This is a genomic window from Streptomyces hiroshimensis (assembly GCF_014650335.1).
Lineage (GTDB): Bacteria > Actinomycetota > Actinomycetes > Streptomycetales > Streptomycetaceae > Streptomyces > Streptomyces hiroshimensis.
The window spans coordinates 1,004,263-1,028,876 of the sequence record NZ_BMUT01000001.1 but is presented as its reverse complement, the minus strand read 5'-3'; the positions used below and the strand labels follow the sequence as shown (position 1 = coordinate 1,028,876).

18 protein-coding genes are annotated in these 24,614 nt (G+C 75.2%); 5 read left to right on the top strand and 13 right to left on the bottom strand.

Features of this window, described 5'->3' with window-relative positions:
- The first annotated feature begins 42 nt into the window (after positions 1-42).
- Together IE241_RS04150 and IE241_RS04145 are read left to right on the top strand one after the other, a co-directional pair.
- A complete protein-coding gene (locus IE241_RS04150) occupies positions 43-2,370 on the top strand; it encodes a GH92 family glycosyl hydrolase (protein ID WP_190020166.1) in 2,328 nt (775 codons plus the stop codon).
- 99 nt (positions 2,371-2,469) lie between these two features.
- The gene (locus tag IE241_RS04145) at positions 2,470-3,912 is read left to right on the top strand and encodes an amino acid permease (RefSeq protein WP_190020165.1); all 1,443 of its coding nucleotides are present in this window, start codon (positions 2,470-2,472) and stop codon (positions 3,910-3,912) included.
- A 21-nt stretch (positions 3,913-3,933) separates the two neighbouring features.
- Here the strand turns inward: IE241_RS04145 and IE241_RS04140 are convergent, their stop codons facing one another.
- From IE241_RS04140 to IE241_RS04130, 3 genes are all read right to left on the bottom strand, one after another.
- Positions 3,934-4,800 (bottom strand): Fpg/Nei family DNA glycosylase, encoded by an 867-nt coding sequence (locus tag IE241_RS04140; protein ID WP_190020164.1) that lies wholly within the window; start codon positions 4,798-4,800, stop codon positions 3,934-3,936.
- Positions 4,801-5,298: 498 nt separating this feature from the next.
- Positions 5,299-6,456: an FAD-dependent monooxygenase gene (locus IE241_RS04135; protein WP_190020163.1), complete on the bottom strand. Its 1,158-nt coding sequence runs from the start codon at positions 6,454-6,456 to the stop codon at positions 5,299-5,301.
- Between the two features lie 125 nt (positions 6,457-6,581).
- Complete coding sequence (locus tag IE241_RS04130) at positions 6,582-8,996, bottom strand: excinuclease ABC subunit UvrA (protein WP_190020162.1); 2,415 nt, start codon at positions 8,994-8,996, stop codon at positions 6,582-6,584.
- Between the two features lie 186 nt (positions 8,997-9,182).
- Between IE241_RS04130 and IE241_RS04125 the strand changes: the two genes are divergently transcribed.
- Complete coding sequence (locus tag IE241_RS04125; RefSeq protein ID WP_190020161.1) at positions 9,183-9,371, top strand: hypothetical protein; 189 nt, start codon at positions 9,183-9,185, stop codon at positions 9,369-9,371.
- A 13-nt stretch (positions 9,372-9,384) separates the two neighbouring features.
- Here the strand turns inward: IE241_RS04125 and IE241_RS04120 are convergent, their stop codons facing one another.
- The 10 genes from IE241_RS04120 to IE241_RS04075 all read right to left on the bottom strand — a co-directional run bounded on the left by IE241_RS04120 (position 9,385) and on the right by IE241_RS04075 (position 21,530).
- Positions 9,385-10,887, bottom strand: coding sequence for an ABC transporter ATP-binding protein (locus IE241_RS04120; protein ID WP_190020160.1), 1,503 nt, complete (start codon positions 10,885-10,887; stop codon positions 9,385-9,387).
- On the bottom strand, positions 10,881-11,732 hold the full coding sequence (locus IE241_RS04115) for an ABC transporter permease subunit (RefSeq protein WP_190020159.1): 852 nt from the start codon (positions 11,730-11,732) through the stop codon (positions 10,881-10,883). The genes IE241_RS04120 and IE241_RS04115 overlap by 7 nt, the downstream gene beginning before the upstream one ends.
- On the bottom strand, positions 11,729-12,682 hold the full coding sequence (locus IE241_RS04110) for an ABC transporter permease (protein ID WP_190020158.1): 954 nt from the start codon (positions 12,680-12,682) through the stop codon (positions 11,729-11,731). Before IE241_RS04110 ends, IE241_RS04115 begins: the two co-directional genes overlap by 4 nt.
- Positions 12,670-14,250, bottom strand: coding sequence for an ABC transporter substrate-binding protein (locus IE241_RS04105; RefSeq protein ID WP_190020157.1), 1,581 nt, complete (start codon positions 14,248-14,250; stop codon positions 12,670-12,672). The genes IE241_RS04110 and IE241_RS04105 overlap by 13 nt, the downstream gene beginning before the upstream one ends.
- A gap of 730 nt (positions 14,251-14,980) precedes the next feature.
- Positions 14,981-15,760, bottom strand: a complete 780-nt coding sequence (locus IE241_RS04100; protein WP_190020156.1) for a class I SAM-dependent DNA methyltransferase — start codon at positions 15,758-15,760, stop codon at positions 14,981-14,983.
- A gap of 17 nt (positions 15,761-15,777) precedes the next feature.
- The gene (locus IE241_RS04095; RefSeq protein WP_190020155.1) at positions 15,778-17,025 is read right to left on the bottom strand and encodes an MFS transporter; all 1,248 of its coding nucleotides are present in this window, start codon (positions 17,023-17,025) and stop codon (positions 15,778-15,780) included.
- Positions 17,022-18,122 carry a dipeptide epimerase gene (locus IE241_RS04090; protein WP_190020154.1) on the bottom strand — a complete coding sequence of 367 codons (1,101 nt, stop codon included), beginning with the start codon at positions 18,120-18,122 and terminating at the stop codon, positions 17,022-17,024. The genes IE241_RS04095 and IE241_RS04090 overlap by 4 nt, the downstream gene beginning before the upstream one ends.
- Positions 18,119-19,324: a PLP-dependent cysteine synthase family protein gene (locus tag IE241_RS04085; RefSeq protein WP_190020153.1), complete on the bottom strand. Its 1,206-nt coding sequence runs from the start codon at positions 19,322-19,324 to the stop codon at positions 18,119-18,121. Before IE241_RS04085 ends, IE241_RS04090 begins: the two co-directional genes overlap by 4 nt.
- A complete protein-coding gene (locus tag IE241_RS04080) occupies positions 19,321-20,277 on the bottom strand; it encodes a Rossmann-like domain-containing protein (protein ID WP_229898729.1) in 957 nt (318 codons plus the stop codon). Before IE241_RS04080 ends, IE241_RS04085 begins: the two co-directional genes overlap by 4 nt.
- On the bottom strand, positions 20,274-21,530 hold the full coding sequence (locus tag IE241_RS04075; RefSeq protein ID WP_190020152.1) for an ATP-grasp domain-containing protein: 1,257 nt from the start codon (positions 21,528-21,530) through the stop codon (positions 20,274-20,276). Before IE241_RS04075 ends, IE241_RS04080 begins: the two co-directional genes overlap by 4 nt.
- A gap of 205 nt (positions 21,531-21,735) precedes the next feature.
- On the opposite strand from IE241_RS04075, the gene IE241_RS04070 reads away from it, so the two are divergent.
- Complete coding sequence (locus IE241_RS04070; RefSeq protein WP_190020151.1) at positions 21,736-23,250, top strand: alpha/beta hydrolase; 1,515 nt, start codon at positions 21,736-21,738, stop codon at positions 23,248-23,250.
- Between the two features lie 109 nt (positions 23,251-23,359).
- The gene (locus IE241_RS04065) at positions 23,360-24,565 is read left to right on the top strand and encodes an MFS transporter (protein ID WP_190020150.1); all 1,206 of its coding nucleotides are present in this window, start codon (positions 23,360-23,362) and stop codon (positions 24,563-24,565) included.
- The last annotated feature ends 49 nt before the right edge of the window (positions 24,566-24,614 follow it).

The window sequence follows — 24,614 nt, the reverse complement described above, 5'->3', positions numbered from 1 at the left end:
GATGTCGGCATCCTACGTGGCGTCACCCGAGGGGCGTGGACGATGAGATGGACCGGACACCTGCGCTCGCGCACCTGCGCGGCCGCACTCGCTCTCGCGGCGGTACTGGGCGGTGCCTCGCTCACGGCCCCGCGGCCGGCCGCCGCGGCCGACGGCCTGACCGGCCTGGTCAACCCCTTCATCGGCACCCAGAACGAGGGCAACACCTTCCCCGGGGCCGCCGTGCCGTTCGGCATGGTGCAGCTCTCCCCCGACACCGGCCACAGCACGGGCTACGACTACAAGCACGACCACATCCGCGGCTTCAGCACCGTGCACCTGTCCGGGGTGGGCTGCCGCCTCGGCGGCGACCTGCCCGTGCTGCCCACGACGGGCGACGTCACGCTCACCGACAACGCCCGCTACGCCGCCCGGTTCGGCCACCGTGACGAGAGCGCACACCCCGGCTACTACCGGGTCGGCCTGTCCTCCTACGGCGGCATCACCGCGGAGCTGACCGCGGGCCGCCGCACCGGCCACCAGCGCTACACCTTCCCGGCCACCGGCAAGGCCAACGTCCTGCTCAACACCGGGCAGTCGCTGCACCGCACCGTCTCCACGACCGTCGAGGTCCTCGACTCCCGCACCGTCCGCTCCGCCATCACCGGCCGCGGATTCTGCCAGGACACCCGCCCGTACACGGTGTACACGATCACCCGCTTCGACCGGCCCTTCACCACCTTCGGCACGTGGAACGGCGACAAGGTCTCCGAAGGCACCCGCAGCTCGACCTCCGCCGGCCGCAACGGCGCCTGGGTGCGCTTCGACACCACCCGCGACCGTACGGTGGAGGCCACCACCGCCATCAGCTACGTCGACGCCGACGGCGCCGCCGTCAACCTGCGCGCGGAGGACGACGGCTTCGACCGCACGGAACGGGCCGCGCGCGAGGCGTGGGAGCGGCGCCTGGACGGCGTCCGCGTGCAGGGCGGCCCGGCGGCGCTGCGCCGCACCTTCTACTCCTCGCTGTACCGCGCCTTCCTCGCCCCCACCGTCGGCGGCGACGCCGACGGCCGCTACACCGGCTGGGACGGCAGGATCCACCGCGCCCGCGGCTTCACCTACTACCAGAACTGGTCGCTGTGGGACACCTACCGCACCCAGGCGCAGCTGCTCGCGCTGCTGGCGCCGGAGGAGTCGCGGGACATGGCGCTGTCGGTGCTGCAGGTCGAGGCGGACGGCGGCTGGCTGCCCAAGTGGGGCTACGGGACGGTCGAGACGAACATCATGACCGGTGACCCGGTCACCCCCTTCCTCACCAACGCCTATCAGCACGGGCTGCTCAGGGGCCACGAGGAGGAGGCCTACCGGGCGCTGAAGAGGAACGCCGACGGGATGCCGCCCAAGGACTCCCCGTACGTCGGCCGCGACGGCAACGACCGCTACATCCGGGACGGTTACGTGCCATGCGTACCCGGCAGGCCCAAGGAGAAGCCGGGCGACACCGACCTCCACCAGGGCGCCTCGGCGACGCTGGAGTACGCGCTGGCCGACGGGATGCTCGCGAAGATGGCCCGCTCCCTGGGCCACCACGCCGACGCCGACCGCTACGCCGCCCGCTCCCGGAACTACCGCAACGTCTACGACCCGGCGACGGGCTTCTTCCGGGCCCGCGGCGCCGACGGCGCGTTCATGGGTCCCGCCGACCCGGCGAAGAGCGTCTGCTTCCACGAGGGCACCGCGTGGCAGTACCAGTGGCTGGTGCCGCAGGACCTGCCGGGGATGATCGGCCTGATCGGCGGCAAGGCGACGGCGAACAGCCGGCTCGACTCCTTCTTCGCCTACGACCGGCTGCTGAAGGACCCCGCGCGCACCGCCCGCGAGGTGTGGGTCCACGGCCCGTACGACTACTACAACGCCGACAAGTACAACCCGCAGAACGAGCCCGACCTCATCGCCCCGTACACGTACCTGTCGACCGGCCAGCCCTGGAAGACGACGGACGTGGTGCACGCCGCGCTCACCCTCTTCACCGATGCGCCGACGGGGATGACCGGCAACGACGACCTGGGCACGATGTCGGCGTGGATGGTCCTCTCCGCCATCGGCGTCTTCCCCGTCCAGCCGGGCGCGGACGTGTGGGGGCTCAGCACCCCGGTCTTCGAGCGGGTGGACCTGAACCTCGACGGGGAGCGGTTCACCGTGACCGCCCCGGGGACCTCCGACCGGGAGCGCTACGTGCAGTCGGTGCGCCTCGACGGCGACCGCTACGGGCTCACGTACCTGACGTCGCGGCAGATCACCGGGGGCGGGAAGCTGGACTTCACGGTCGGCGCGTCCCCCTCGGGCTGGGGCACCGAAGCCCGGGCGGTGGCGCCCGCCATCGGCTGAACCCGGCCCGCCGGCGCGGGGCGGCGCCTTCCGTCGCCGCCCCCGCCGGGCCATGATGTCGGCGATGATCCGCCGTCAGCGCCGACGAGAGGACATGACATGGCCGGGCTCCGGACGGGACAGGGCATCCTGCGCCGCAAACCGATCGAGACGATCGAGGAGGCGGAGGAGACCGAGGCGCACGGCGAGCACCTGACCCGGACCCTGGGCCTGTGGCAGCTCACGGCGATCGGCGTCGGCGGCATCATCGGGGCGGGCATCTTCAGCCTCGCGGGCACCATCGCCAACGGTGTCGCCGGGCCGGCCGTGCTCGTCTCCTTCCTCATCGCGGGCGTGGCGAGCGCGGCCGCGGCCTTCTCGTACGCGGAGTTCGCAGGCCTGATCCCGCGGGCCGGTTCCGCCTACACCTACGGCTACGCGGTGCTCGGCGAGATCGGCGGCTGGTTCATCGGCTGGGACCTGCTACTGGAGTACACGGCGATCGTGGCGGTGGTCGCCATCGGCATCTCCGGGTACATCAACTTCCTGCTCGGGGAGATGAACGCCGAGCTGCCCGCCTGGATGCTGGGCGCGCCGGGGACGGGCACGGGGCACCGGGTGGACCTCTTCGCGGCGCTGCTGTGCCTGCTGATCGCCTGGCTGCTGAACATGGGCATGAAGAGCGCGGCCCGGTTCGAGACGGTGGTCGTCGGCCTGAAGATCCTGGTGGTGCTGCTGGTGGTCGTCGTGGGCTTCTTCCACGTCAAGAGCAGCAACTACACCCCCTTCTTCCCGTTCGGGGTCAGCGGGGCCTTCACCGGCGCGGCCACGGTGTTCTTCGCCGTCTTCGGCTACGACGCGATGTCCACGGCGGCCGAGGAGTCCAAGGACGCACAGCGCCACATGCCGAAGGCGATCCTTTACTCGCTGGCGATCTCGATGGTGCTGTACGTGCTGGCCTGCCTGGTGCTGACCGGCATGCAGAACTACAAGGACATCGACAAGGCCAGCGGCTTCTCCACCGCCTTCAAGTCGGTCGGGCTCGAAGGCATCGCGGACGTCATCGCGGTGGGCGCGATCATCGGCATCCTCACCGTCATGTTCACCTTCATGCTCGGCGTGACCCGCGTGTGGTTCGCGATGAGCCGCGACGGGCTGCTGCCGAAGTGGTTCGCCAAGACGCACCCCACCCGGCACGTACCGACGCGCGTGACCTGGATCGTGGGCGTGGCGTCGGCGGCCATCGCGGGCCTGGTGCCCATCGGCGAGGCGGCGGAGCTGACGAACATCGGCATCCTGCTGGCCTTCGCGGTGGTGTGCACGGCCGTGATCGTGCTCCGCTACAGGCGGCCGGACCTGCCGCGCTCGTTCCGCTGCCCCTGGGTGCCGGTGGTGCCCGGGATCGGGGTCGCCGCGTCGATCTGGCTGATCACCTATCTGGCGTGGCAGACGTGGCTGCGGTTCGCGGTGTGGTTCGTGGTGGGGCTGGTGGTGTACTTCGCCTACTCGTACAAGCACTCGGAGCTCCGCCACGCGGACGCCAGGGGGATTCCGCAGGACTAGCCCGGATTCCTCAGGGTCGGCCTATTTGAGCAGGCGGGACAGCCTGCGGTCGGCGAGCGGCTTGCCGCCCGTCTGGCAGGTGGGGCAGTACTGCAGCGAGGAGTCGCTGAAGGACACCTCGCGCACGGTGTCGCCGCACACGGGGCAGGGCTGCCCGGTGCGGCCGTGCACCCGCAGGCCGCTCTTCTTCTCCGCCTTCAGCTCGGCCGCGGCGTGTCCGCGCGCCCGCTCGACGGCCTCGTGCAGCACGGTGCGCAAGGCCCCGTACAGGGCGGCGGTCTCGTCCTCCGTCAGGCTCGCGGCGAGCTTGAACGGGGACATGCGGGCCGCGTGCAGGATCTCGTCCGAGTAGGCGTTGCCGATGCCTGCGATGACGCTCTGGTCGCGCAGGACGCCCTTGAGCTGCCGCCGCTCGTCGCGCAGCAGGGCGGCGAAGGCGTCGAGGCCGAAGCCGGGGGCGAGGGGATCGGGGCCCAGCCGGGCGATGCCGGGCACCTCGGAGACGTCGTGCACACAGTAGGCGGCGAGCCGCTTCTGGGTGCCCGCCTCGGTGACGTCGAAGCCGCCGCCCCCGGCGAGCCGTACGCGCAGCGCGAGCGGGCCCTTGCCGGGGCGCGGGGGTGCCTCCGGCAGGGTGTCCTGCCAGCGCAGCCAGCCGGCGCGGGCCAGGTGGAGGACGAGGTGCGGTCCGTCGCCGCCGGTGGCGAGGTCGAGGAACTTGCCGTACCGGCGCACGGCGGTCACCTCCCGCCCCTCCAGGGCGGTGAGCGGCGGGTCGTAGGTCTTGAGGACACTCACGGCCACGGGCAGCACGCGCTCGACCGTACGGCCGACGAGGTGCCCGGCGAGAAACCCGGCGAGAGCCTCGACCTCCGGCAGCTCCGGCATGGCTCCAGTCTGCCGCAGCGGGCGGACGGGGCAAGCGGGGCGCACCACGGATGTGCGCCGCCCCGCGGGTCGGCAGCTCGCCGACAGGTGCGGTGGGCGCGGCACCCGGCCTTCCGGCGTGCCGGGACCGGCCGGCATCGCACCGGCGGGCGGGGTCTGCGGCCGCGACCGTGGCCGTGGCCGTGGCCGTGGTCGGCAAGGCGGCGCAGCCGACGCGCCCCGGCAGTGCAGCCCGGCGGACCGGCCGCAGCGCCCTTCTCCCGCCGCAACGGCGATCGACCACGACGGCGGACTCCGGCGGTGCCGGACCGGCATCGGCCGTGACGTGGCAGGGCGGACGACGCGGTCACGCAAAGCCTCCCCAACCGCCGCCCGGCGAACAGCGGCAGACAGCAGTCACAGCAGACTCCTCCCGCCGCGACGGCGATCAGCCAAGGCGGCGCGCTCCGGCGGTGCCGGATCCGCCTCCGTCGGGTCGGGGTCCGGCGGACGGCTGCGTCAGCTGACGGGCGCGTCCCAGTCGACGCGGTAGGACGTCAGCCAGTCGTCGGCGCCGTCGGGGTTCGCGGGCGTCCGCGGCTGCTCGGGCGGGGCGGCGATGCGGCCCGCCATGGCGGCGCTGAGCGCCACCACGCGCTCCACGCGCTCGCGCCGCAACCGCTCGTACGCGGCGAAGGCCTGCCGCGGGCCGGGCAGGTCGCGCAGGCAGCGGGCGAGGGTGACGCTGTCCTCGATGGCCATCGAGGCCCCCTGGGCGGCGTTGGGCGCGGTGGCGTGGACGGCGTCGCCGACGAGGACGGCGCGGTCGCCGTGCCAGACGGGGAGGGTGGGGATGTCGTAGGCGTTCACGCCGACGACGGCGTCGCCGGTGGCGGCGACGAGGCCGGTCACGGGGGTGCGGTCCCCGGCGAACGCGTCCAGGACGCGCTGGCGCCAGCCGGCGGGGCTGACCGCGGCCAGCGCCGGCCGGGGCTGCTCCGGCGCGGGGATGTTCGCGAACCAGTACGTGGTGCCGTCCGGCGCGGTGGTGCAGCCGAAGAAGGCGCGCTGCCCGTAGACCATCCGGTACGTGCGCTCCGGGACGGCGTGGCCGGCGTCCTGCGTGCGGCCGCAGATCGTGAGCTGGCCGGTGTGGCGGGGCGGGGGCGCCGCGGGGTCGAGGAGGGTGCGGGTGCGGGAGTGGATGCCGTCGGCGCCGACGAGGACGTCGCCTTCGGCGCGTGTGCCGTCCGCGAAGTACGCGACGACGCCGTCGGGTCCGGTGGTGGCGTCCACGAGGCGCTTGCCGTACACGACGCGCACGCCCCGGCGGACGGCTTCGTCACGCAGCGCACGGTAGAGGGCGGCGCGCTGCAGGGTGCGGGGGCTCAGGCCGTCGTCCCCGGCGCCGGTGAGGGGCCGGGCGCCGAGCCGGTCCCCCGTGGGGCCGAGGAACTCCACCGTGTCCGCGGGGAAGGAGCAGTCGAGCACGGGCCCGTCGGCTCCGACGGCGCGCAGTGCCGCCAGGCCGTTGGCGAAGAGGACGAGGAACGCCCCGAGGTGGTCCGCGCCGGTCGGATGGGCTTCGTGGACGGTGGCTTCGATGCCGGCGCGCCGCAGCGCCATCGCGGTGACGGGTCCGGCGATGCCGCCGCCGATGACCAGGGCGTGGGTCATGCTCCGAGCGTAACCGGGGAGGGGGGCGGTGCGTCCAGAGCGCGTCGGGGCCTGCCGGCCGGCGTAGGAGAGCACGGCGGCCGGCAGGAGGCCGGCCCCTCCGCAAGGCGCGGAGGCGACGCCCGTCACCCGCCCGCGACGCCCCCGGCCAGCGCCTCCGCAAGGTAGCGCGCCGTCACGCTCCCCGTGGCGCCCGCCACCTCCCGCGGCACCCCGGCCGCCACCACGCGCCCGCCCTCCGCGCCGCCGCCGGGCCCGAGGTCGACGACGTGGTCCGCGCCTGCGGCCACCGTCATGTCGTGCTCCACGACGACGACCGTGTTGCCGGCGTCGACCAGGCCGTGCAGCTGGCGCATGAGCAGTTCGGTGTCGGCCGGGTGCAGGCCGGTGGTCGGCTCGTCCAGGACGTAGAGGGTGTGGCCGCGGTGGGTGCGCTGGAGCTCGGTGGCGAGCTTGATGCGCTGGGCCTCGCCGCCGGAGAGCTCGGTGGCGGGCTGCCCCAGGCGCAGGTAGCCCAGGCCGACGTCCTGGAGCGTGCGCAGGCCCCGCCGGGCGGCGGGCACGTCGGCGAGGAAGTCCGCGGCGGCGTCGACGGTCATGCCGAGCACCTCGGCGATGTTCGCGCCCCGGTAGGTGATCTCCAGCGTCTCCGGGTTGTAGCGCGCTCCCCCGCACGCGGTGCACGGGGCGTACGAGCCGGGCAGGAAGAGCAGTTCGACGGCGACGAAGCCCTCGCCCTGGCAGGTCTCGCAGCGCCCGGCGGGGACGTTGAAGGAGAACCGGCCCGCGCTGTAGCCGCGTTCACGGGCGCCGTCCGTCGCGGCGAAGACCTTGCGCACGGCGTCGAAGAGGCCCGTGTACGTGGCGAGGTTGGAGCGCGGGGTGCGGCCGATGGGCTTCTGGTCGACGCGCACGAGCCGGTCGACGGCGGCCAGGCCCTCGGCCGCGAACCCGGTGCCGTGGCCTTCGAGGGGGCGGCCCTCCAGATGCGCTGCGACGGTGCCGGCGAGCACCTGCCCCACCAGCGTGGACTTGCCGGAGCCGGAGACGCCCGTGACGGCGGTGAACACGCCGAGCGGGAACTCGGCGTCGAGCCCGCGCAGGTTGTGCAGGGTGACGCCGCTCAGGCGCAGCGCGCCGGAGGGCTCGCGGGGCGTGCGGGGCGCGGGGGCCTCCTCCGCGAAGACGAAGCGGCGGGTCGCCGAGGCCGCGACGTCCGCGAGGCCGGGGACCGGGCCGCTGTAGAGGATCTCCCCGCCGTGTTCCCCGGCCCCCGGGCCGACCTCGACGATCCAGTCGGCGCGGCGCACCACGTCCATGTGGTGCTCCACCACGAACAGCGAGTTGCCCGCGGCCTTGAGCCGGTCCAGGACGGTCAGCAGGGCGGCGCTGTCGGCGGGGTGCAGGCCCGCGGAGGGCTCGTCCAGCACGTACACCACGCCGAAGAGCCCCGAGCGCAGCTGGGTCGCGAGCCGCAGCCGCTGCAGCTCTCCGGCGGACAGGGTGGGGGTGGGCCGGTCCATGGCGAGATAGCCGAGGCCGAGTTCGGTGAGGACCTCGATGCGGGCGACGAGATCCTGCGTGAGGGTCGCGGCCGCGCCGTCGCCCGCGAGGGCCGGCCGGAGCGTCTCCGCGAGGGCGGACAGCGGCAGGCCGGCGAGCGCGGCGATGTCCTGCCCCGCGAAGGTGACGGCCAGCGCCTCCGGGCGCAGCCGCCTGCCCTCGCAGACGGGGCAGGCGGCGCTGACCAGGTGCCGCTCGGCGCGGGCGCGCAGCGCGGCGCTCTTGGAGTCGGCGGCGGTGTGCAGGACGTAGCGGCGGGCGCTCATGTAGGTGCCCTGGTAGGGGCGCTGGATGCGCTCGGCGTCCCGGACGGGGTGGACGGTGACGACCGGCTGCTCGTCGGTGAACAGGATCCAGTCCCGGTCCTCCTGCGGGAGTTCGCGCCAGGGCCGGTCGACGTCGTACCCGAGGGCGTCGAGGATGTCCCGCAGGTTTTTGCCCTGCCAGGCGCCCGGCCAGGCGGCGATCGCGCCCTCGCGGATCGACAGGGCGGGGTCGGGGACGAGCGACTCCTCGGTCACCCGGTGCACCCGGCCGAGGCCGTGGCACTCCGGGCAGGCGCCCGCGGCGGTGTTGGGCGAGAAGGCGTCGGAGTCGAGCCGCTCGGCGCCTGCGGGGTAGTCGCCGGCGCGGGAGAACAGCATGCGCAGGGAGTTCGACAGCGTGGTGACCGTGCCGACGGACGAGCGCGAGGTGGGGGCGGACCGGCGCTGCTCCAGCGCGACGGCCGGCGGCAGCCCGGTGATCTCCTCGACCCTGGGCGCGCCGACCTGGTGGATCAGCCTGCGCGCGTACGGGGCGACGGATTCGAAGTAGCGGCGCTGGGCCTCGGCGTAGACGGTGCCGAAGGCGAGGGAGGACTTCCCGGAGCCGGAGACGCCGGCGAAGACCACGAGTGCGTCGCGGGGGATGTCGACGTCGACGGCTTTGAGGTTGTGCTCACGGGCACCGCGGACGCGGACGTAGGGGTCGTGCATGTGCGCGATTCTATTTGCCCGGTCCGTCCGGGCCCGGCGCCCCGCCGCCGCCTCGCCGCCGGGCCCCCGAACAGGGTGCCGGGGGATCGTTTCGGCCGCTCACGGACGGGTGACACCGCACATGCCCCGGCGCACCACGGGGCAGGGTGTCGCCACCGTCAACCCCCTTCCGTCGAAAGGCCTTTCATGCGCCGCATCGCCGCCGTCGTCCTCGGAACCGCCTGCCTCCTCGGGGTGAGCACGACCACCGCCGCAGCCGTGCCCGACCCCCTGGCTGTGGTCGGCTGCGTCGCCGGCGACGTCACGGGCCTCCTCGACCCGGCCGCCCCCGGGGTCCCGGCCGAGGTCCCGGTCACGCACTGCCTCGCCCCCTGACCCGTACCGGCCCTCAAGAACCCGGGGACCGGGCGGCCCGCTCGCGCACACGCCCCGCCTCCACCACGACGGTCCGCCCCGCGACGGCGGCCGTCGCGGTGTCGTGGGTGATGAGCACCAGCCCCGGCCCGCCCGGCTCGCGCACCAGCGCGGTCAGCAGGTCGAGGATGCCCCGCCGGGTGACCACGTCCAGCCCGGACGTGACCTCGTCGCAGATCAGGACCCGGGGCCGGGCCAGCAGCGCCCGGGCCAGGGCCGCCCGCTGGAGCTCGCCGCCGGAGAGCTCGCCGGGGCGTCGCTCCGCGTGGTCCGCGCCGAGCCCCATGCGGGCGAGCAGCGCCCGGGCCTCCTCCTCGGCCGCGCCCCGGCCGAGGCCGCGCAGCCGCACCGCCGTACGGGCGACCTGGCCGAGCACCGCCCGGTGCTCGTCGAAGGCGGCCCGTGCGTCCTGGAAGACGTACTGCACGGCTGCCAGCTCGGCCGTGCTGCGCCGCCTCAGGCTGCGCGGCAGAGCGGCCCCCTCCAGGGTCACGACGCCGTCGTAGGCGGGGTGCAGTCCGGCGAGGCAGCGCCCGAGCGTGGTCTTGCCGCTGCCGGACGGCCCGACGACCGCGACGCACTCGCCGGGGTGTACCGCGAAGGAGACGTCGCGGAGGACGCCGGGGGCACCGGGGTGGCGGGCGGTCAGGGAGCGGGCTTCGAGGACGGGGGGCCGGTCCGGTGCCCCGGCGCCGTCGTCTTCGCCGGCCGCAAAGCCTTCCGCCCCTGTCTCACCTTCTTCCAGCAGCTCCCGCGTCCACACCTGCCGCCGCGACCCCGCCCAGATCTCCTCCGGCGTGCCCTGGTCCACCACTTTCCCCTCGCGCATCACCAGGACCTCGTCCGCCAGGGCGCGGACCACGTCCAGGTCGTGGCTGAGGAGGACCACGGCGATGCCCCGGCGGGCCACGGCCGCCAGCTGCGCGGCCACGCGTTCCTTCGTACGGGGGTCCTGGCCGGTCGTCGGCTCGTCGGCCACCACCACCCGCGCGCCGAGCAGCAGCGCCTGGGCAAGGACGACGCGCTGCTGCTGCCCGCCTGACAGCTGGTGCGGGTAGCGGGCGAGCACCTCGTCCGGGCCGGGCAGCTGCGCGTCCCGCAGGGCGCCCCGGACCCGTGCGCGTGCCGCCTCGCGCCGTTCCCCGCGGGGCAGTTCGCGGACCTGGCGGCGGGCGATGTCGTACAGGAGGGCGCTCACCCGGCGGGCCGGGTTGAGGACGGACGCGGGGTGCTGCGGTACGTACCCGGTGAGCCCCTCCGCCACGCGCACCTCTCCGGTGACCTGCGCGCCCGGCGGGTACGCGCCCAGCAGGGCGAGGCCCGTCGTCGTCTTCCCGCTGCCGGACGCGCCGACGAGGGCGGTGACGCGCCCGGGCCGGGCCGTCAGGCTCACGCCGTCGACGATCGCCCGCCCGCCGGGCACCACCACGCGCAGCCCGCGGACCTCGGCCACGGCGTCCTCCGGACCGTTCACCATTGCCTTCCTTCCTTGCGCGCGGGTCGCGCGGGTCGCGCGGGCGTCCTGCACACCGCGTCGAACAGCAGGTTCGTGCCGACGGACAGGGCCACGACCAGCAGGGCGGGTACGACGACGGCCCACGGCTGGACGAACAGCCCGGTGCGGTTGCGGTCCACCATCACGGCCCAGTCGGCGGCGTCCGGCTCGGCGCCCACCCCGAGGAAGGCGGCCGTGGCCACGAGGTAGAGCACGCCGGTCAGCCGGACGCCCGCGTCGGCGGCGAGCGTCCCGGCCGTCGAACGGCCCACGTATCCGACGGCGATCCGCCCCCACGACTCGCCCTGCATGCGCAGGGCCTCCACCGCGGGCCGGGACGCCGCCTCGGCTGCCCGCGCCCGGACGATCCGCGCCGCATCGGGGATGTTGACGAGCGCCGCCAGCAGGGCGAGCCCGGCCGGTCCCGGCGGGCGGACCGAGGCCACGAGGAGGATCAGGAGGAGGGAGGGCACGGCCAGCAGGACGTCCAGGGGACGCAGCAGCACGTCCTCCAGCCACGCCCGGCGGGTGAGCGCGGCGGCCAGGCCGAGGGGCACGGCCACGGCGTAGGCGAGGGCGGTGGCGGCGAGGGTCACCAGGACCGCCGAGCGGCCGCCGAGGAGGACCTGGCGCCAGACGTCCCGGCCGGTGAAGTCCGTGCCGAGCCAGTGCCCTTCGCCGAGGGTGAACGAGGTACCGCGCGGGCCCGCCTCCCCTGCCCACCACGGGCCGAGCAGGGCGAGGAGCAGCGGCAGCCCGGCGACGGCCGCGCCGAGAACGAAACGGCCGGCTCTCGTACGCTCACCCCTCGCACGACCGCCGCTCACGCCGCCGCTCCCGCGCGCGGCGCGAAGCGGTGGGCGACCAGGTCCGCGGCCAGGTTGAGGACCACGGCGACCAGGCCGAAGACCACGGCCAGGCCCTGCACCACCGGGACGTCGCGGGCGGTCACCGCGTCCATCAGGACAGTGCCGAGACCGGGGATCACGAACAGCGCCTCGACGACGATCACCCCGCACAGCAGCCAGTCGACGGTGCGGGCGAGCTGCTGGGCGGCGGGGGCGACCGCGTTGGGCAGGGCGTGCGCATAGCGGACGCGGGCGCCGGAGAGACCGTAGCGGCGGGCCTGCGCGACGTACGGGGAGGCCAGCGCCTCGACCATCCCGGCCCGCACCAGCCTGCTGATCGAGCACACCGGGCGGGACAGCAGCACCAGGACGGGCAGGACGAGCACGTCCGGGTGGGCGAGCAGGTCGGTGCCGTAGCCGACCGCGGTCGGGGGCAGCCAGCCCAGGCGCAGGGCCAGGACGGTCACCAGCAGCACCCCGAAGGCGAACTCGGGCACCGCGTACACCGCGAGCGTCACCGACGAGACCACCCGGTCGACCGGGCCGCCCTCACGGCGGGCCGCCAGCACGCCGAGGCCGACGCCTGCCGGAATCAGGAGGGCGAGGGTGAGCCCGGCCAGCAGCAGCGTGGGCCCGAACCCCTCGGTCAGGACCGCCGCCACCGGGCGGCCCGAGGCGAGCGACACCCCCAGGTCGCCGTGGAGCAGGCCGGCGGCCCACTCCCCCAGCCGCTCGTGCGCGGGCCGGTCCAGGTGCAGGGCCGCGCGGATTGCGGCGATACGGGCGGGGTCGGGGTCGTCGCCCGCAAGGGCCACGGCCGCGTCGCCCGGCAGCGCCTCGGTGAGCGCGAAGACGAGCAGGACGACCGCGGCGGTCTGGGCGGCGCCGAGCAGGATCCGGCGGACGGTCCAGCGCCTCACGCCAGCCACACCTTGTCGAAGCGGGCCCAGTCGAGGGTGTTGGCCGGGGCGTCGCGGGCCACGCCGCGCACGCGGCGGGACGTGCCGACGATCCAGTCGGCGAAGCCCCACACCAGGAAGCCGCCCTCGCTGTACAGGCGGCGCTGCATCCGCTCGTAGAGCCCCGCGCGCTCCGCGGCGTCCTTGGTCGACTGCAGGCGCCGGTAGAGCTCGTCGAAGTCCTTGCGGCGCCAGTGCGTGGCGTTGGTGGTGGAGTCGCTCAGCAGCCGCTGGGAGATGTGCGACTCGATGGGCATGGCGCCGGAGCGGTAACTGGCGAAGGTGCCGTGGTCGAGGATGTCCTTCCAGTAGCTGTCCTTGTTGCCGACGCGCACCTCGACGGTGACGCCCGCCTTCGCGGCCTGGTCACGGAAGATGCCGGCGGCCTCCGTGAAGCCGGCGGCGACCGGGGAGGTGTCCAGGGTGACCTTGAGATCCCCGGCCCCCGCCTCCTTCAGCAGGTGCCTGGCCCGGTCGAGGTCCTGGCGGCGCTGCGGCAGGCCGGCGGCGTAGTGGGCGTAGCCCTTGCCGAAGAGGTCGTTGCCGGTCTCGCCCGCGCCGGACAGGGCGCCCTTGACGAGCTCGTCGCGGTCGGCGATGAGGAAGAACGCCTCCCGTACGCGCGGGTCGTCGAACGGGGGCCGGTCCGTCTTCATCACGAAGCCCTGCATCGCGCTGTTGCGCAGCCGCACGATCTCGATGCGGCCGCCCTTGCCCTCGTGGGCGCGGGCGGTGGTGGGGGCGAGCTCGTGCGCGTAGTCGACCTGGCCGCCGAGCAGGGCGTTGATACGCGCCGACTCCTCGTTCGCGACGACGAACTCCAGCTCGTCCAGGTGCGGGGGGCCGTCCCAGTAGGCGTCGTTGCGGCGGAACCGGGCGGATCGCCCCGGCGCGAACGATACGTGGCGGAAGGGGCCCGATCCCACCGGCTCGTCGAAGCGCTCGGTTCCTTTGGGGACGATGTACGCGCCGAACGCGGCGAGCACGTTCGGGAATTCGGCCGTCGGCCGCTTCAGCCGGAACTCGACGGTACGGGGTCCCGTGGCCCGGCTGGCTGCCAGGTCGATCGGTTCCAGGGACGCCCTGGCCCGGAAGGCCTTCTTCGGATCGGCGATCCGGCGGTAGCTGAAGAGGACGTCCTCGGCGGTCACGGGCCTGCCGTCATGGAACACCGCTTCCCGGAGGGTGACCGCCCACCGGTCGAGCCCGGCGTTCGCCTCCCACCGCTCGGCGAGACGGGGCCTGGCGGTCAGATCGGGCCCGTAGTCGGCGAGCTTGTCGAAGAGGGCCTTGGCGCGGGCGGCGTCGGCGAAGAGGTTCCCGAGATGCGGATCGAGCGTCTCGGCGGCTCCGCCTCCGGCGAAGGCGGCGCGCAGACGGCCGCCCTTGCGGGCGGTGCCGCCGCCGGAACGGGCGCCGGCACCGGTGCCGGCGGAGCACCCGGCGATGCCGATGCCGATGCCGATGCCGGCGGCGGCAGTGGCAGCGGCGGCGGTGAGAAACCCGCGCCGGCGGAGGCCGGGGTGGGGGTGATGCATGGAGGTTCCTCCTGGGGGTGGGGGTTGAAGTGGAGATGTGCGGCCGAAGGCGGCACCAGGGCCTGCACGGCACCGCCGGACCACGACGCCGTGGTTGCTCGCCGCTGCGGCGGACATGAGGCGCGCGGCGCCTTGAAGCGCCCTGCGGGCCAAGCCTGTTCGGCACCGCCGGACCACGCGGTCGTGGTTGCCCGCCGCCGCGGCGGACGTGAGATGCCCGGCACGTCCATGCCTCGCGGCACGCGCCACAGACCCGACGGCCAAGCCGGTGCGGCAGCACTGCACCACGACACAAGGCCCCCGCCACTGCGGCGGAACGACAGGCACACAGCGCGCCGAAACACCCAGCGCACCAAGCCCGTTCGGCACCGCCGGACCACGACGCCGTGGTTGCTCGCCGCTGCGGCGGACATGAGGTGCCCGGCACGTCCATGCCTCGCGGCACGCGCCACAGACCCGAGGGCCGAGCCGGTGCGGCAGCACCGCACACGGGCCCCCGTCGCCGCGGCGGAACGGAAAGTACACGGCGCCCCGAAATACCCGGCAGGCCAAGCCCGTTCGGCACCGCCCGACCACGACGTCGGGTGGTTGCCCGCCGCCGCGGCGGACGTGAGGCGCCCGGCACCTCCATGCCTCGCGGCACGCGCCGCAGCCTTGTGACCGCCGCCGTGGCGCGTAACCACCGCGGCGCGGCCCGGCGGGGCCGGACCGGGCCGTGGGCGGCCGGGAGTTACATGCGGCGCGCTATCACGTGCAGGCGGTCGCCGTCAGCCGTGATCGACGGCGGGTCCCCCTCCCGCCAGGGAGGCTCCGTGCGGGGGCCCGGGCCGTCGTGGAGGGAGACGAGGTCGAAGCCGTGCGCCGCCAGCGCGTAACGCAGTTCCTGGGGGAACAGCAGCCGCCACGCCGAGCGCTGTTCCAGCGGCGGGGAACCGTCCGCCGTCCAGACGCGGCGCCGCCGCAGCAGCTGCGCCGCCCGGTCGACGCGCAGCGTCGTCACGTGCCCGTACGTCCGCCCCCGCCAGGTGAACTCCCCGGACGTCGGCGCGTCCAGCAACTCCGTACGGCCCAGAAAGAACGCCCCGTTGCGCATCTCGGCGACGAGCAGGCCTCCCGGCCGCAGCGCCCGCCGGCAGGAGCCGAGCAGGCCGTCCAGCTCCTCGTTGGTGTGGCAGTACAGCAGCGCGCTGTCCAGGCAGACGACCGCGTCGAAGACGCCTTCGCCGAGGTCGAACCCGCGCAGGTCGGCGCGGACGTACCCGGGGCCGGGGTGCCGGGCCCGCGCGTGGGCGAGCATCGCCTCGGAGAGGTCCGCGCCGGTGACCTCGCGCCCCGCCCCGTGCAGCCACGCCGCGTCCCGCCCCGTTCCGCAACCGAGGTCGAGGACGCGCGGCCCGGCGCCGTGGGCGGTGAGGGTGGCCTGCGCCCAGCGGGCGGCGAGGCGTTCGGGGTCGGGGAACCGGGCTTCGTAGAGCTCGGGGTGGTCGGTCAGCAGGTTTCCGGTGTTCATGGGTCCTCGGTCCTCCTTCAGGCCGTCGCCGCGGTCGCCGGTACGGCCGCCGGCGGCGCCGGGAGCGCGCGGAGCCGGTGCAGCCGGGCCACGCCGCCCGCGGAGACGAGCCCGAGCGCCAGGCAGCACGCCCAGGGCAGCCACTGGGTTCCGTCGCGCCCGCCGGTGTCCATGGCCCAGCCGACGAGTGCGTTGCCGAGGGCGGCGGTGATGCCGGAGACGGCGTAGAAGATGCCGAAGTACGTGCCGGTCAGCCCGGGCCGCCCGAAGCCGGGGATCATCTCCATGACGAACGGCTGGGCGACCATGACGCCGAGGTACAGCAGCAGCGCCCCGCCGAGGACGGGCAGCAGCCCGAGCACGTTCCCCTCGGTGCCCGCCACCGCCATCGGGGGCAGGAACGCGAGGCCCATCAGGGCGAGCCCGGCCGCGACCCAGGCCCCGCGGCGACCTCGGCCCTTCAGGGCCCGGGTGATGCGCAGTTGCAGGCCCAGGTTGGCGAGGGTCCCGGCGAGGAAGACGAGCCCAGCGGCGCCGTCCCAGCCGGTGGCGCGGCGGGCTGCGTCGGGCAGCAGGAGGTAGAGCTGGTTCTCCATGGTGAACATGCCGACCATGGCGAGCGAGAAGGCCAGGAAGGCCCGGTTGGCGAGGACTTCGCGCCAGTCGGCGAGCACCCCGCCGCCGCTGGGCGCGGCCGGCCGCGCGGGCAGGACGAGCGCCTGGGCGACGGTCAGGAGGGCGAAGATCCCGGCGGCGGTGAGCGCGGACGCCCGGAAGCCGACGAGGAGGAGCGCGCTGCCGAGCAGCGGGCCGATGAGCGCGCCGGTCGTCGCGAAGACGTTGAACAGCGCGAACGCCTCGGCCTTGCGCTCCCCGGCCTCCTGCGCGAGGTACGCCCGCACGGCGGGGTTGAACAGTGCGCCCGCGAGGCCGCTGAGCACGGAGGCGGCGAGCAGTACGGCCAGGCCGTCGCCGAGGGCGAAGAGGGCGAAGCCGGCGGTCCGCAGCGCACACCCGGCGATGATCACGCCGCGCGCCCCGAGCCGGTCGGCGGCCGAGCCGCCGATGAGGAAGAGGCCCTGCTGGCTGAGGTTGCGGACGCCGAGGACGATGCCGATGACGGCGGCGGACATGCCGAGGTCCCGGCCGAGGTGGGTGGCGAGGTAGGGGACGAGCAGGTAGAAGCCGGTGTTGACGCCGAGCTGGTTGACGAGCAGGAGGCGGATCGCGAGCGGGAAGCCGCGTATTTCGTGCCAGGTCTTCACGGTGCGGGGTCTCCTTGCGCTGCTCGTGTTCCTTGCGCTGCTCGCGTTCCTTGCGCGGCGGGCCGGACGCCCAGGCCGGGGGCGGCGGGGGCCCGTACGGTCCCGTCCTCGCCGCCGATGCCGGTCCACGGGTCGTGGGCGAGCAGCAGGTGGCCGTCGAGGTCGGTCCAGCGGGCCCGGTCGGCGAGGTGGACGGCGGGGGCGAGGCCGAGCGAACTGGCGGTCAGGCAGCCCAGCATGAGGTCCGTACCGCTGCCGGCCAGGGCGTCGGCGATCCGCAGGGCGGCGTGGACGCCGCCGCACTTGGCGAGCTTGACGTTGACGCCCTGTACGCGCCCCGCGAGGCGGCGGGCGTCCTCAAGGCTCGCCGCGTCCTCGTCGGCGATGACGGGCAGCGCAGACGCCTCGGCGAGCCGGGCGAGGCCCTCGGGATCGCCCGGGAGGGTGGGCTGTTCGACGGCTGCGACGCCGAGCGCGGCGAAGCGCGGCAGCAGCTTCCGGGCCCGGGCGACGGTCCAGGCACCGTTGGGGTCGAGGAGCAGCCGGGCGTGCGGGGCGGCCTGCCGTACGGCCCGTACGCGCTCGATGTCGTCGGCGGGGTCCGGCGATCCGCCCTTGATCTTGAGGACGGTGAACCCGGCGTCGGTGAGGCAGCGAGCCGTCAGGGCGGCCCGTACGGGGGAGGTGATTCCGATGGTGCGGGCGGTGTGGGCGGCGGGCGCGGCCGTGCTGCCGCTCCCCAGGAGGCGGTGGACGGGCAGTCCGGCGCGCTTGCCCGCGAGGTCGAGCAGCGCGGCTTCGACGGCGGCGGTCACGGCGGGAGGGGTGTCGCGGGGCAGCAGCGCTTCTTCTTGTACGGCCTCCAGCGCGCTCTCCGGCGTCGTGAACCTGCCGAGTTCGACCGCGGCGTGGCACATCAGCCGCCGGATGGCGCCGGCGTCCAGCCCGTAGTAGGCACTGGCCACGGCCTCACCGAAGCCTCGGGCCCCGCCGTGCTCGACGGACAGCCAGACGGCGTCGCGGGCGTCCATGACGCCCCGGGAGATCCGCAGGGGCTCGGCGAGCCGGAGCCGGGCGGTACGCAGGGTGGTCTTCACGGGGTACCTCCGGTGGTACGGCAGTGGGGACGGCCGTCCGGCACCCGGCTCCGCGACCGGGCGCCGGGGGCGGCGTGCCGGATTCCGACGTGGGCCGGGGCGGCAGTGCCGGCGGAGGCCGGGGCACCGGCTCCGCCCGCCAGTGGGTCCACCACCGTCGTGCAGCGCGCCCACCCCGTCGCCTCCGCGGCCCGCGGGTGCGGGATTTCCACCGGGCGGCGCGCGGCCGCGCCGGGGCCGAGGCCGTGGGCCGTGGTGAAGTCGTCGTCGTAGAGCGTGCCGAGGTAGCGGTGGGGGCCGTCCGGGAAGACGGTGGCGACGACGGCGCCGGGGTGGACGCGGGCGGCCCAGGCCGCGACGAGGGCGGCCGCGCCCGTGGACCAGCCGCCGCTGACGAACGCTTCGCGCGCCAGGCGCCTGCAGGCGTCCGCGGCCTCGGCGGGGCCGACCCAGTGGACCTCGTCGAAGGCGTCGTAGGCGACGTTGCGCGGGTGGATGCTGCTGCCGAGGCCGCGCATCAGGCGGGGCCGGGCCGGCTGGCCGAAGATGGTCGATCCGGTCGCGTCGACGCCGATCACCCGCAGGCCGGGGAAGTGACGGCGCAGGGGCCCGGCGATACCGGCGCTGTGCCCGCCGGTGCCGACGCTGCACACGAGGATGTCCAGGTGGTCGAGGCCGGCGGCCAGTTCGGCGGCGAGCGAGGCGTAGCCGGCCACGTTGTCGGGGTTGTTGTACTGGTCGGGCCAGTACGCGCCGGGGTGCGCGGCGAGGAGCTGCCGCAGCCGGGCCAGGCGGGCGGCCTGCCAGCCGCCTTCGGCGGCGGGGCGGTCGACGATGTCGAGCCGGGCACCGTACGCGCGCAGGAGCCGCCGCATGGACGGTTCCAGTTCGGCGTCGCCGACGAGGACGACCGGGTGGCCGAGGGCCTGGCCCGCGAAGGCGAGGCCGATGCCGAGGGTGCCGGAGGTGGACTCGACGACGGGCGCGCCGGGCAGGAGCTCGCCGCGCTCCTCCGCGCCCATGAGCATGGAGACGGCGGCGCGGGCCTTCATGCCGCCGGCCCCGAGCCCTTCGAGCTTGGCCCAGAACCCGGGGTGCGGGCCGGGCAGTCCGGCGTCGATACGGGCGAGCGGGGTGCGGCCGAGGAGGGCGAGGAGCCCGCGGTTGGCGCGGGGCGCGACGGCCTGCAGGACGGGACTCATCGCAGGCCTCCGCAGTCTCCGGAGGCTCCGGTGACTCCGGTGACTCCAAGGCCTCCGGTTGCTCCAAGGTCTCCGCCGTCTCCGGTTGCTCCGGTTGCTCCGGTTGCTCCGGTGTCGCCGTGGACGGTCCCCAGGCCCCCGTAGCGGTGGACCACCCCGGGGCCGCCGTCGAGCCAGAAGAACGGGTACGGCTCGGCGCACACCGCGCTCACCCCGGCGCCGATCAGCCGCGGCAGGATCGCGCTGCCGGTCTGCGCGAAGGCCACGAGCGGCTTGCCGTGCCGCCGGGCGTGCTCGCGCAGGGGCTCGAAGGTGCCGTTGCCGAGGGTCATCCCGGAGACGAGCAGGGCGTCGCAGGATGCGAGCTCCGCGTGCGCGTCGGTGCACACCGGCTCGCCCCACTCGGTGACACCGCCCTTGAGGTCGCACGGCACATAGGCCAGGCCGCGCTCGCGCAGCGCCTCCAGCAGGGAGTTGACGACGCCGACGACCAGGACGCGCTGCCCGGGGGCGGCGTCCAGCAGGCTGACGACGGCGCGTGCCCGGGCACGGGACTTGCGCAGCGAATCGCCCGCGGGCAGGGCCCAGGGCCTGGCCCCGTTGGCGGGGGTGTGCGGGGTGGTGTGCATGAGGTAGGCGTCCAGGGCGGCCACCCGTACGGCGCGCAGGGGGTGGTCGAGCAGCGTGGCGACGTCGGTGCCGACGCACTCCTCGACGGCGCCGGCGGGCAGGGCGCCGGGTTCGACGGCGCAGGAGCCGACGGCCGCGCCGACGCGCAGGCTGAGCACCTCGTTGCGGTAGCCGCCGCGGCGGCCCTCGTGGCGTACGGCCTGGGCGGTGGTGAAGGCGACGCCGACGCGCAGGGTGCGGGGGTCGGGCCCGTACGCGCCGGCCAGGACGCGCTGTTCGAGGTCGGGGCAGGAGAGGGCGGGGACGGGGGCGAGAACGCTCACAGCGCCACGACCTTCGGGGTGAGGCCGGCGAGGAGGTCCTCGGCGCGGCGGCGCGCGCCGTGGCCGTCGGGGTCGGCGGCCATGACGTGCCCGAGGTAGTCGTTGTTGCTGCCGCTCGCCTTGACGGCGGTGCCCGGCCCGGCGAAGGAGGCTTCGAGCACGCCGGGGGCGTCGCCGACGCCGTCCGCCCCGTCGATGCCCTCCAGCGTCCCGGAGCGGCCGGGGACGAGGAAGGCGATGGCCGCGCTGTGTAGTCCCGTCGCCCGGGTGGTCAGGTCGGGCGTGCGCCCGAGGGCTACGTCCACGCAGGCGGCGGCGAGGTCGACGCCGGTGACGTGGCGGACGAGTTCGGTGATGCGGTTGCCCGCGGGGCGGGGGTTGACCTCGATGACGCGGGGTCCGTCCGCGGTGAGCTTGATCTCGGTGTGGGCGACGACGTCGTCGAGGCCGAGGGCGTCCAGGGCGCGCAGGGCGGTCGCGGCGGCCTCCCCGGCCTGCGCCGGGTCGAGGGCGGCGGGGAACATGTGGCCCGTCTCGACGAACGCCGGGGCGCCGCCGACGCTCTTGTCGGTGATGCCGACGACGTGCGCCGTCCCCCCGGAGGAGACGGTTTCGACGCTGACTTCGGGCCCGTCGAGGAGCTCTTCGAGGAGGACGACGGGGGCGCGGAGCTGCCCGCGCGCGTTCACGGGGAAGCCGGCGAGGGCCTGGTGGGCGGCGGCGAGCCCGGCCTCGTCGTCGACCCTGCGCACGTACATCCCGGCGCACAGGTCGACGGGCTTGAGGACGAGGGGGTAGCCGAGGTCGCGGGCCGCCTCGGCGGTGGCGGTCCAGTCGGGGCAGACGGCGAAGCGCGGTCCGGGGAGGCCGGCGCGGTCGAGGGCGCGGCGGGTCGCGTCCTTGCGGCAGGCGTCGGTGACGGCCCGCACGGGCGGGCCGGGCAGGCCGAGGCGGCCGGCGATGCGGGCCGCGGTGGGGAGGTAGTAGTCGCAGGAGGTCAGGACGCCGTCGAAGCGCAGTGCGGCGTGCAACTGCTCGATGTGCGGGAGCAGCGTGGCGGGGTCGTTGGTGTCGGCCTGGACGACGTTGCGGGCGGAGAGCAGGGGGTGGGCGGTGCCCTCGGGCGCGGAGCGCAGGTAGTGGTGGAGGTCGCGGGTGAGGAAGGTGAATTCGTGGCCGGCTTCGCGGATCGCCCGTGGCAGCAGCCTGCTCATCGATCCGACCCAGCTCTCGACCATCAGCAGATGTCCCACAACTCTCCCTCTTCGTAGTGCAGTCAGCCGTCCCGGCGGAGGCCCGGGGCGTGCCCGGGCATGCCGGAGGAGGCCCTCGGGGCGGCCCGGCCCGTCTTGACCCCGCACACGCTATCGATAATGGTTGTCATTGTCATCTGCTGAACCGTCAGCCGGTTCCCCTGTGTGCCCTCCGCCCCACCCCGCCCCACCGATTGCGAGATCCATGCGCCGCCCCACCCGCCCGGCCGCCGTCCTGTGCGCCGTCGCCGCCACCGCGACGGCCCTGCCCCCCACCGTCCCCACCGCCGCCGCGGCCGCCGCGCAGCCCGCCGCGGCGATCGCCTTCGGGCCGTGCCCCGCCTCCGTGCCGGCACCGCCCCCGCCCGCCCGCGTCGAGTGCGGCACGCTGAGCGTGCCCCTCGACCACGCCCGGCCCCGCGGCCCGCACCTGTCCATAGCCGTCTCGCGCGTCCGCGCCACCGGCACCCCCGCCGAGCGCCGCGGGATCCTGCTGGTCAACCCCGGCGGGCCGGGCGGCTCCGGGCTGCCGTACGCCGTCACCAAGCGCGCCAAGCTGCCCGAACGGGTCCGCCGCGCGTACGACGTCATCGGTTTCGACCCGCGCGGCACGGGCCGCAGCGCACCCGCGGACTGCGGCGCGATGGGCGGCCTCTTCGCGGCGCCCGCGCCCGACCCCCTCCCCCGCGACCGCTCGGCCGAGCGGGAACACCTCGGCTCCCTGCGCCGCCTCGCCGACGACTGCGCGGCGGGCCTGGGCCCCGCCCTGCCGCACCTGTCGACGGAGGAGACCGCCCGCGACATGGACGCCGTCCGGGCGGCCCTGGGCGAGCGGAGCACCGGCTTCCTCGGCGTCTCCTACGGCAGCTACCTCGGCGCGGCCTATGCGGCCCTGTTCCCGCAGCGCGTGGGCCCGATGGTGCTGGACAGCGTCGTCGGCCCGGAGGACTGGTACGCCTTCGACCTCCGCCAGGCCCGGGCCCTGCTGCGGCAGCGGGAGACGCTCTTCACCTGGCTGGCCGCCCACCGGGAGCACTTCGCGCTCGGCAGCACGGCGAGCGCGGTCCGTGCGGCGTACGGGCGGGTGCGGGCCGGGCTCGCGGCCCGGGCCGTGGACGGCTTCGGACCCGCCGAGTTCGACCGCGCGGTCTACCGGGCGCTCGGCCGCACCGAGCGCTGGGCGCCCCTCGGCGAGGGGCTGCGCACCTACCTGCGCGACGGCACGGTCGAAGGCCTGCGCCCCGCGGCCCCCTTCGACGGCCGGGACTCCCGTACGTACGAGGCCGCCAACCGCGCCGTGAAGTGCGCCGACGGCCCTGGCCCCACGCCGGGGCGGGTCGCCGCCGATCTCCGCCGACTGCGCGGCCTCGACCCGCTGCCCGTCCTCACCGGCATCGAGGCGTCGGCCTGCGCGTACTGGCACCACCGCCCGGAGAGCCGCACGCGGCTCGGCAGCCCCACCGGCAGCCCCGCCGCTCCCCCGGCCCTGCTCGTCGCCTCGCAGCACGACCCCGTCACCCCGGCCGAGGGCGCCCGGGCCATGCAGCGCGTGCTGCCCGGATCCCGGCTGGTCACGCTGGAGAACGACTACTCGCACGGCGTCTTCGCCAGCCGGGGCAACGCGTGCGTGGACGACGCCGTGGCCGCGTATCTGGTGGACGGCACGCTGCCCCGCGGGGAGCTGCGCTGCCAGGGTCCGGGCCTGCCGGAAATCCCTTGACGGCCCTACGTGTTACGTATAACCATTCCCTCGTGATCTCACCCACGCAAGCGTCAGCGCCGGACATGGCCCCATGGCCGAGGGAGTCGACGAGCGGCGAGGTCTCCCCATGAGCTACGCGGATCTGCTGCGCGGCCCCCATGTGACCAGGCTGCTCCTGGGCACCCTCGTCGGGCGGCTGCCGAGCGCGATGGCGTCCGTCGCCGTGCCGCTGGCCCTCCGTCAGGCGGGGGCGTCGTACGGTTTCGTGGGCGTGGCCGTCGGGGTGTTCGCCATCGCCTCCGCGATCGGCGGCCCGCTGCTGGGCCGCCTCGTGGACCGGGCGGGCCAGCCGCTCGTCCTGCTGCCCACCTCCCTCGTGGCGGCCGTGGGCTTCGCCGTCGTGGCGACGGCGCCCGGCAGCCGCACGGCCGTCCTGGCCGGGGCCGCGCTCGCCGGAGCGGCGACGCCGCCGCTGGAGCCGTGCCTGCGGGCCCTGTGGCCGGACATCGTCGCGCCCGGAAAGCTGGAGGCGGCCTACGCCCTGGACTCGGCCTCCCAGGAGCTGGTCTTCGTCGGCGGGCCGCTGGTGGTGGCCGGCGGCGTGGCCGTCGCCTCACCCTCGGCGGCACTGTGGGCGGGAGCGCTCCTGGGCATCGCCGGGGTACTCGTCGTCGCCGGCGCCCCGCCCGTCCGGGCCTGGAAGGCACCCGCCCGGGCGGCCGACTGGCTCGGTCCGCTGCGCAGCCGCGGCCTGGTCGTGCTGCTCACGGGCCTCACCGGCGCAGGCATCGCCATCGGCACGCTCAACGTCCTCGTCGTCTCCTACGCGGAGGAGCACCGGCTGCCCGGCGGGGCCCCGGCCCTCCTCGCGCTCAACGCCCTCGGCGCGCTGACCGGCGGACTGGCCTACGGGGCCGTGCGGCACTGGCGGGTGGCGCCGCCGCGCCGGACGCTGCTGCTCATGCTCGGGCTCACGGCCGGATACGGGCTGCTGTGCCTGCTGCCCGCGCCGCCGCTCATGGCCTGCCTGATGATCTTCACCGGGCTGTTCCTCGCGCCCGTGCTCACCGTCGTCTTCGTGCTGGTGGGCGAGCTCGCCCCGGCGGGCACCGTCACCGAGGCGTTCGCGTGGCTGGTGACCCTGATGACGGCGGGCGTGGCGCTGGGGTCGGCCGTCGCCGGCACGGTGCTGGAGACGGCCGGGCCCACGTGGGCCGCGTCGTCCGGGGTCGCGGGGCTCGCCGTGGGCGCCCTGGTGATCCTCGCCGGGCAGGCGCACCTCGTCCCGGCGGCGCGGGAGGAGACCGAGGAGGCGCCTGCGCGCGCCGTCTGAACAGGGCCTGCTCCGGCGACCGAGCCCGGTCCGCGATCAAGCCCGGCCC

What these genes read in the sequence shown, in the direction of transcription:
- IE241_RS04150 (WP_190020166.1), top strand. Translation starts at nt 43, where the DNA reads ATGAGATGGACCGGACACCTGCGCTCGCGCACCTGCGCGGCCGCACTC.
- IE241_RS04145 (WP_190020165.1), top strand. Translation starts at nt 2,470, where the DNA reads ATGGCCGGGCTCCGGACGGGACAGGGCATCCTGCGCCGCAAACCGATC.
- IE241_RS04140 (WP_190020164.1), bottom strand. Translation starts at nt 4,800, where the DNA reads ATGCCGGAGCTGCCGGAGGTCGAGGCTCTCGCCGGGTTTCTCGCCGGG.
- IE241_RS04135 (WP_190020163.1), bottom strand. Translation starts at nt 6,456, where the DNA reads ATGACCCACGCCCTGGTCATCGGCGGCGGCATCGCCGGACCCGTCACC.
- IE241_RS04130 (WP_190020162.1), bottom strand. Translation starts at nt 8,996, where the DNA reads ATGCACGACCCCTACGTCCGCGTCCGCGGTGCCCGTGAGCACAACCTC.
- IE241_RS04125 (WP_190020161.1), top strand. Translation starts at nt 9,183, where the DNA reads ATGCGCCGCATCGCCGCCGTCGTCCTCGGAACCGCCTGCCTCCTCGGG.
- IE241_RS04120 (WP_190020160.1), bottom strand. Translation starts at nt 10,887, where the DNA reads ATGGTGAACGGTCCGGAGGACGCCGTGGCCGAGGTCCGCGGGCTGCGC.
- IE241_RS04105 (WP_190020157.1), bottom strand. Translation starts at nt 14,250, where the DNA reads ATGCATCACCCCCACCCCGGCCTCCGCCGGCGCGGGTTTCTCACCGCC.
- IE241_RS04100 (WP_190020156.1), bottom strand. Translation starts at nt 15,760, where the DNA reads ATGAACACCGGAAACCTGCTGACCGACCACCCCGAGCTCTACGAAGCC.
- IE241_RS04085 (WP_190020153.1), bottom strand. Translation starts at nt 19,324, where the DNA reads ATGAGTCCCGTCCTGCAGGCCGTCGCGCCCCGCGCCAACCGCGGGCTC.
- IE241_RS04070 (WP_190020151.1), top strand. Translation starts at nt 21,736, where the DNA reads ATGCGCCGCCCCACCCGCCCGGCCGCCGTCCTGTGCGCCGTCGCCGCC.
- IE241_RS04065 (WP_190020150.1), top strand. Translation starts at nt 23,360, where the DNA reads ATGAGCTACGCGGATCTGCTGCGCGGCCCCCATGTGACCAGGCTGCTC.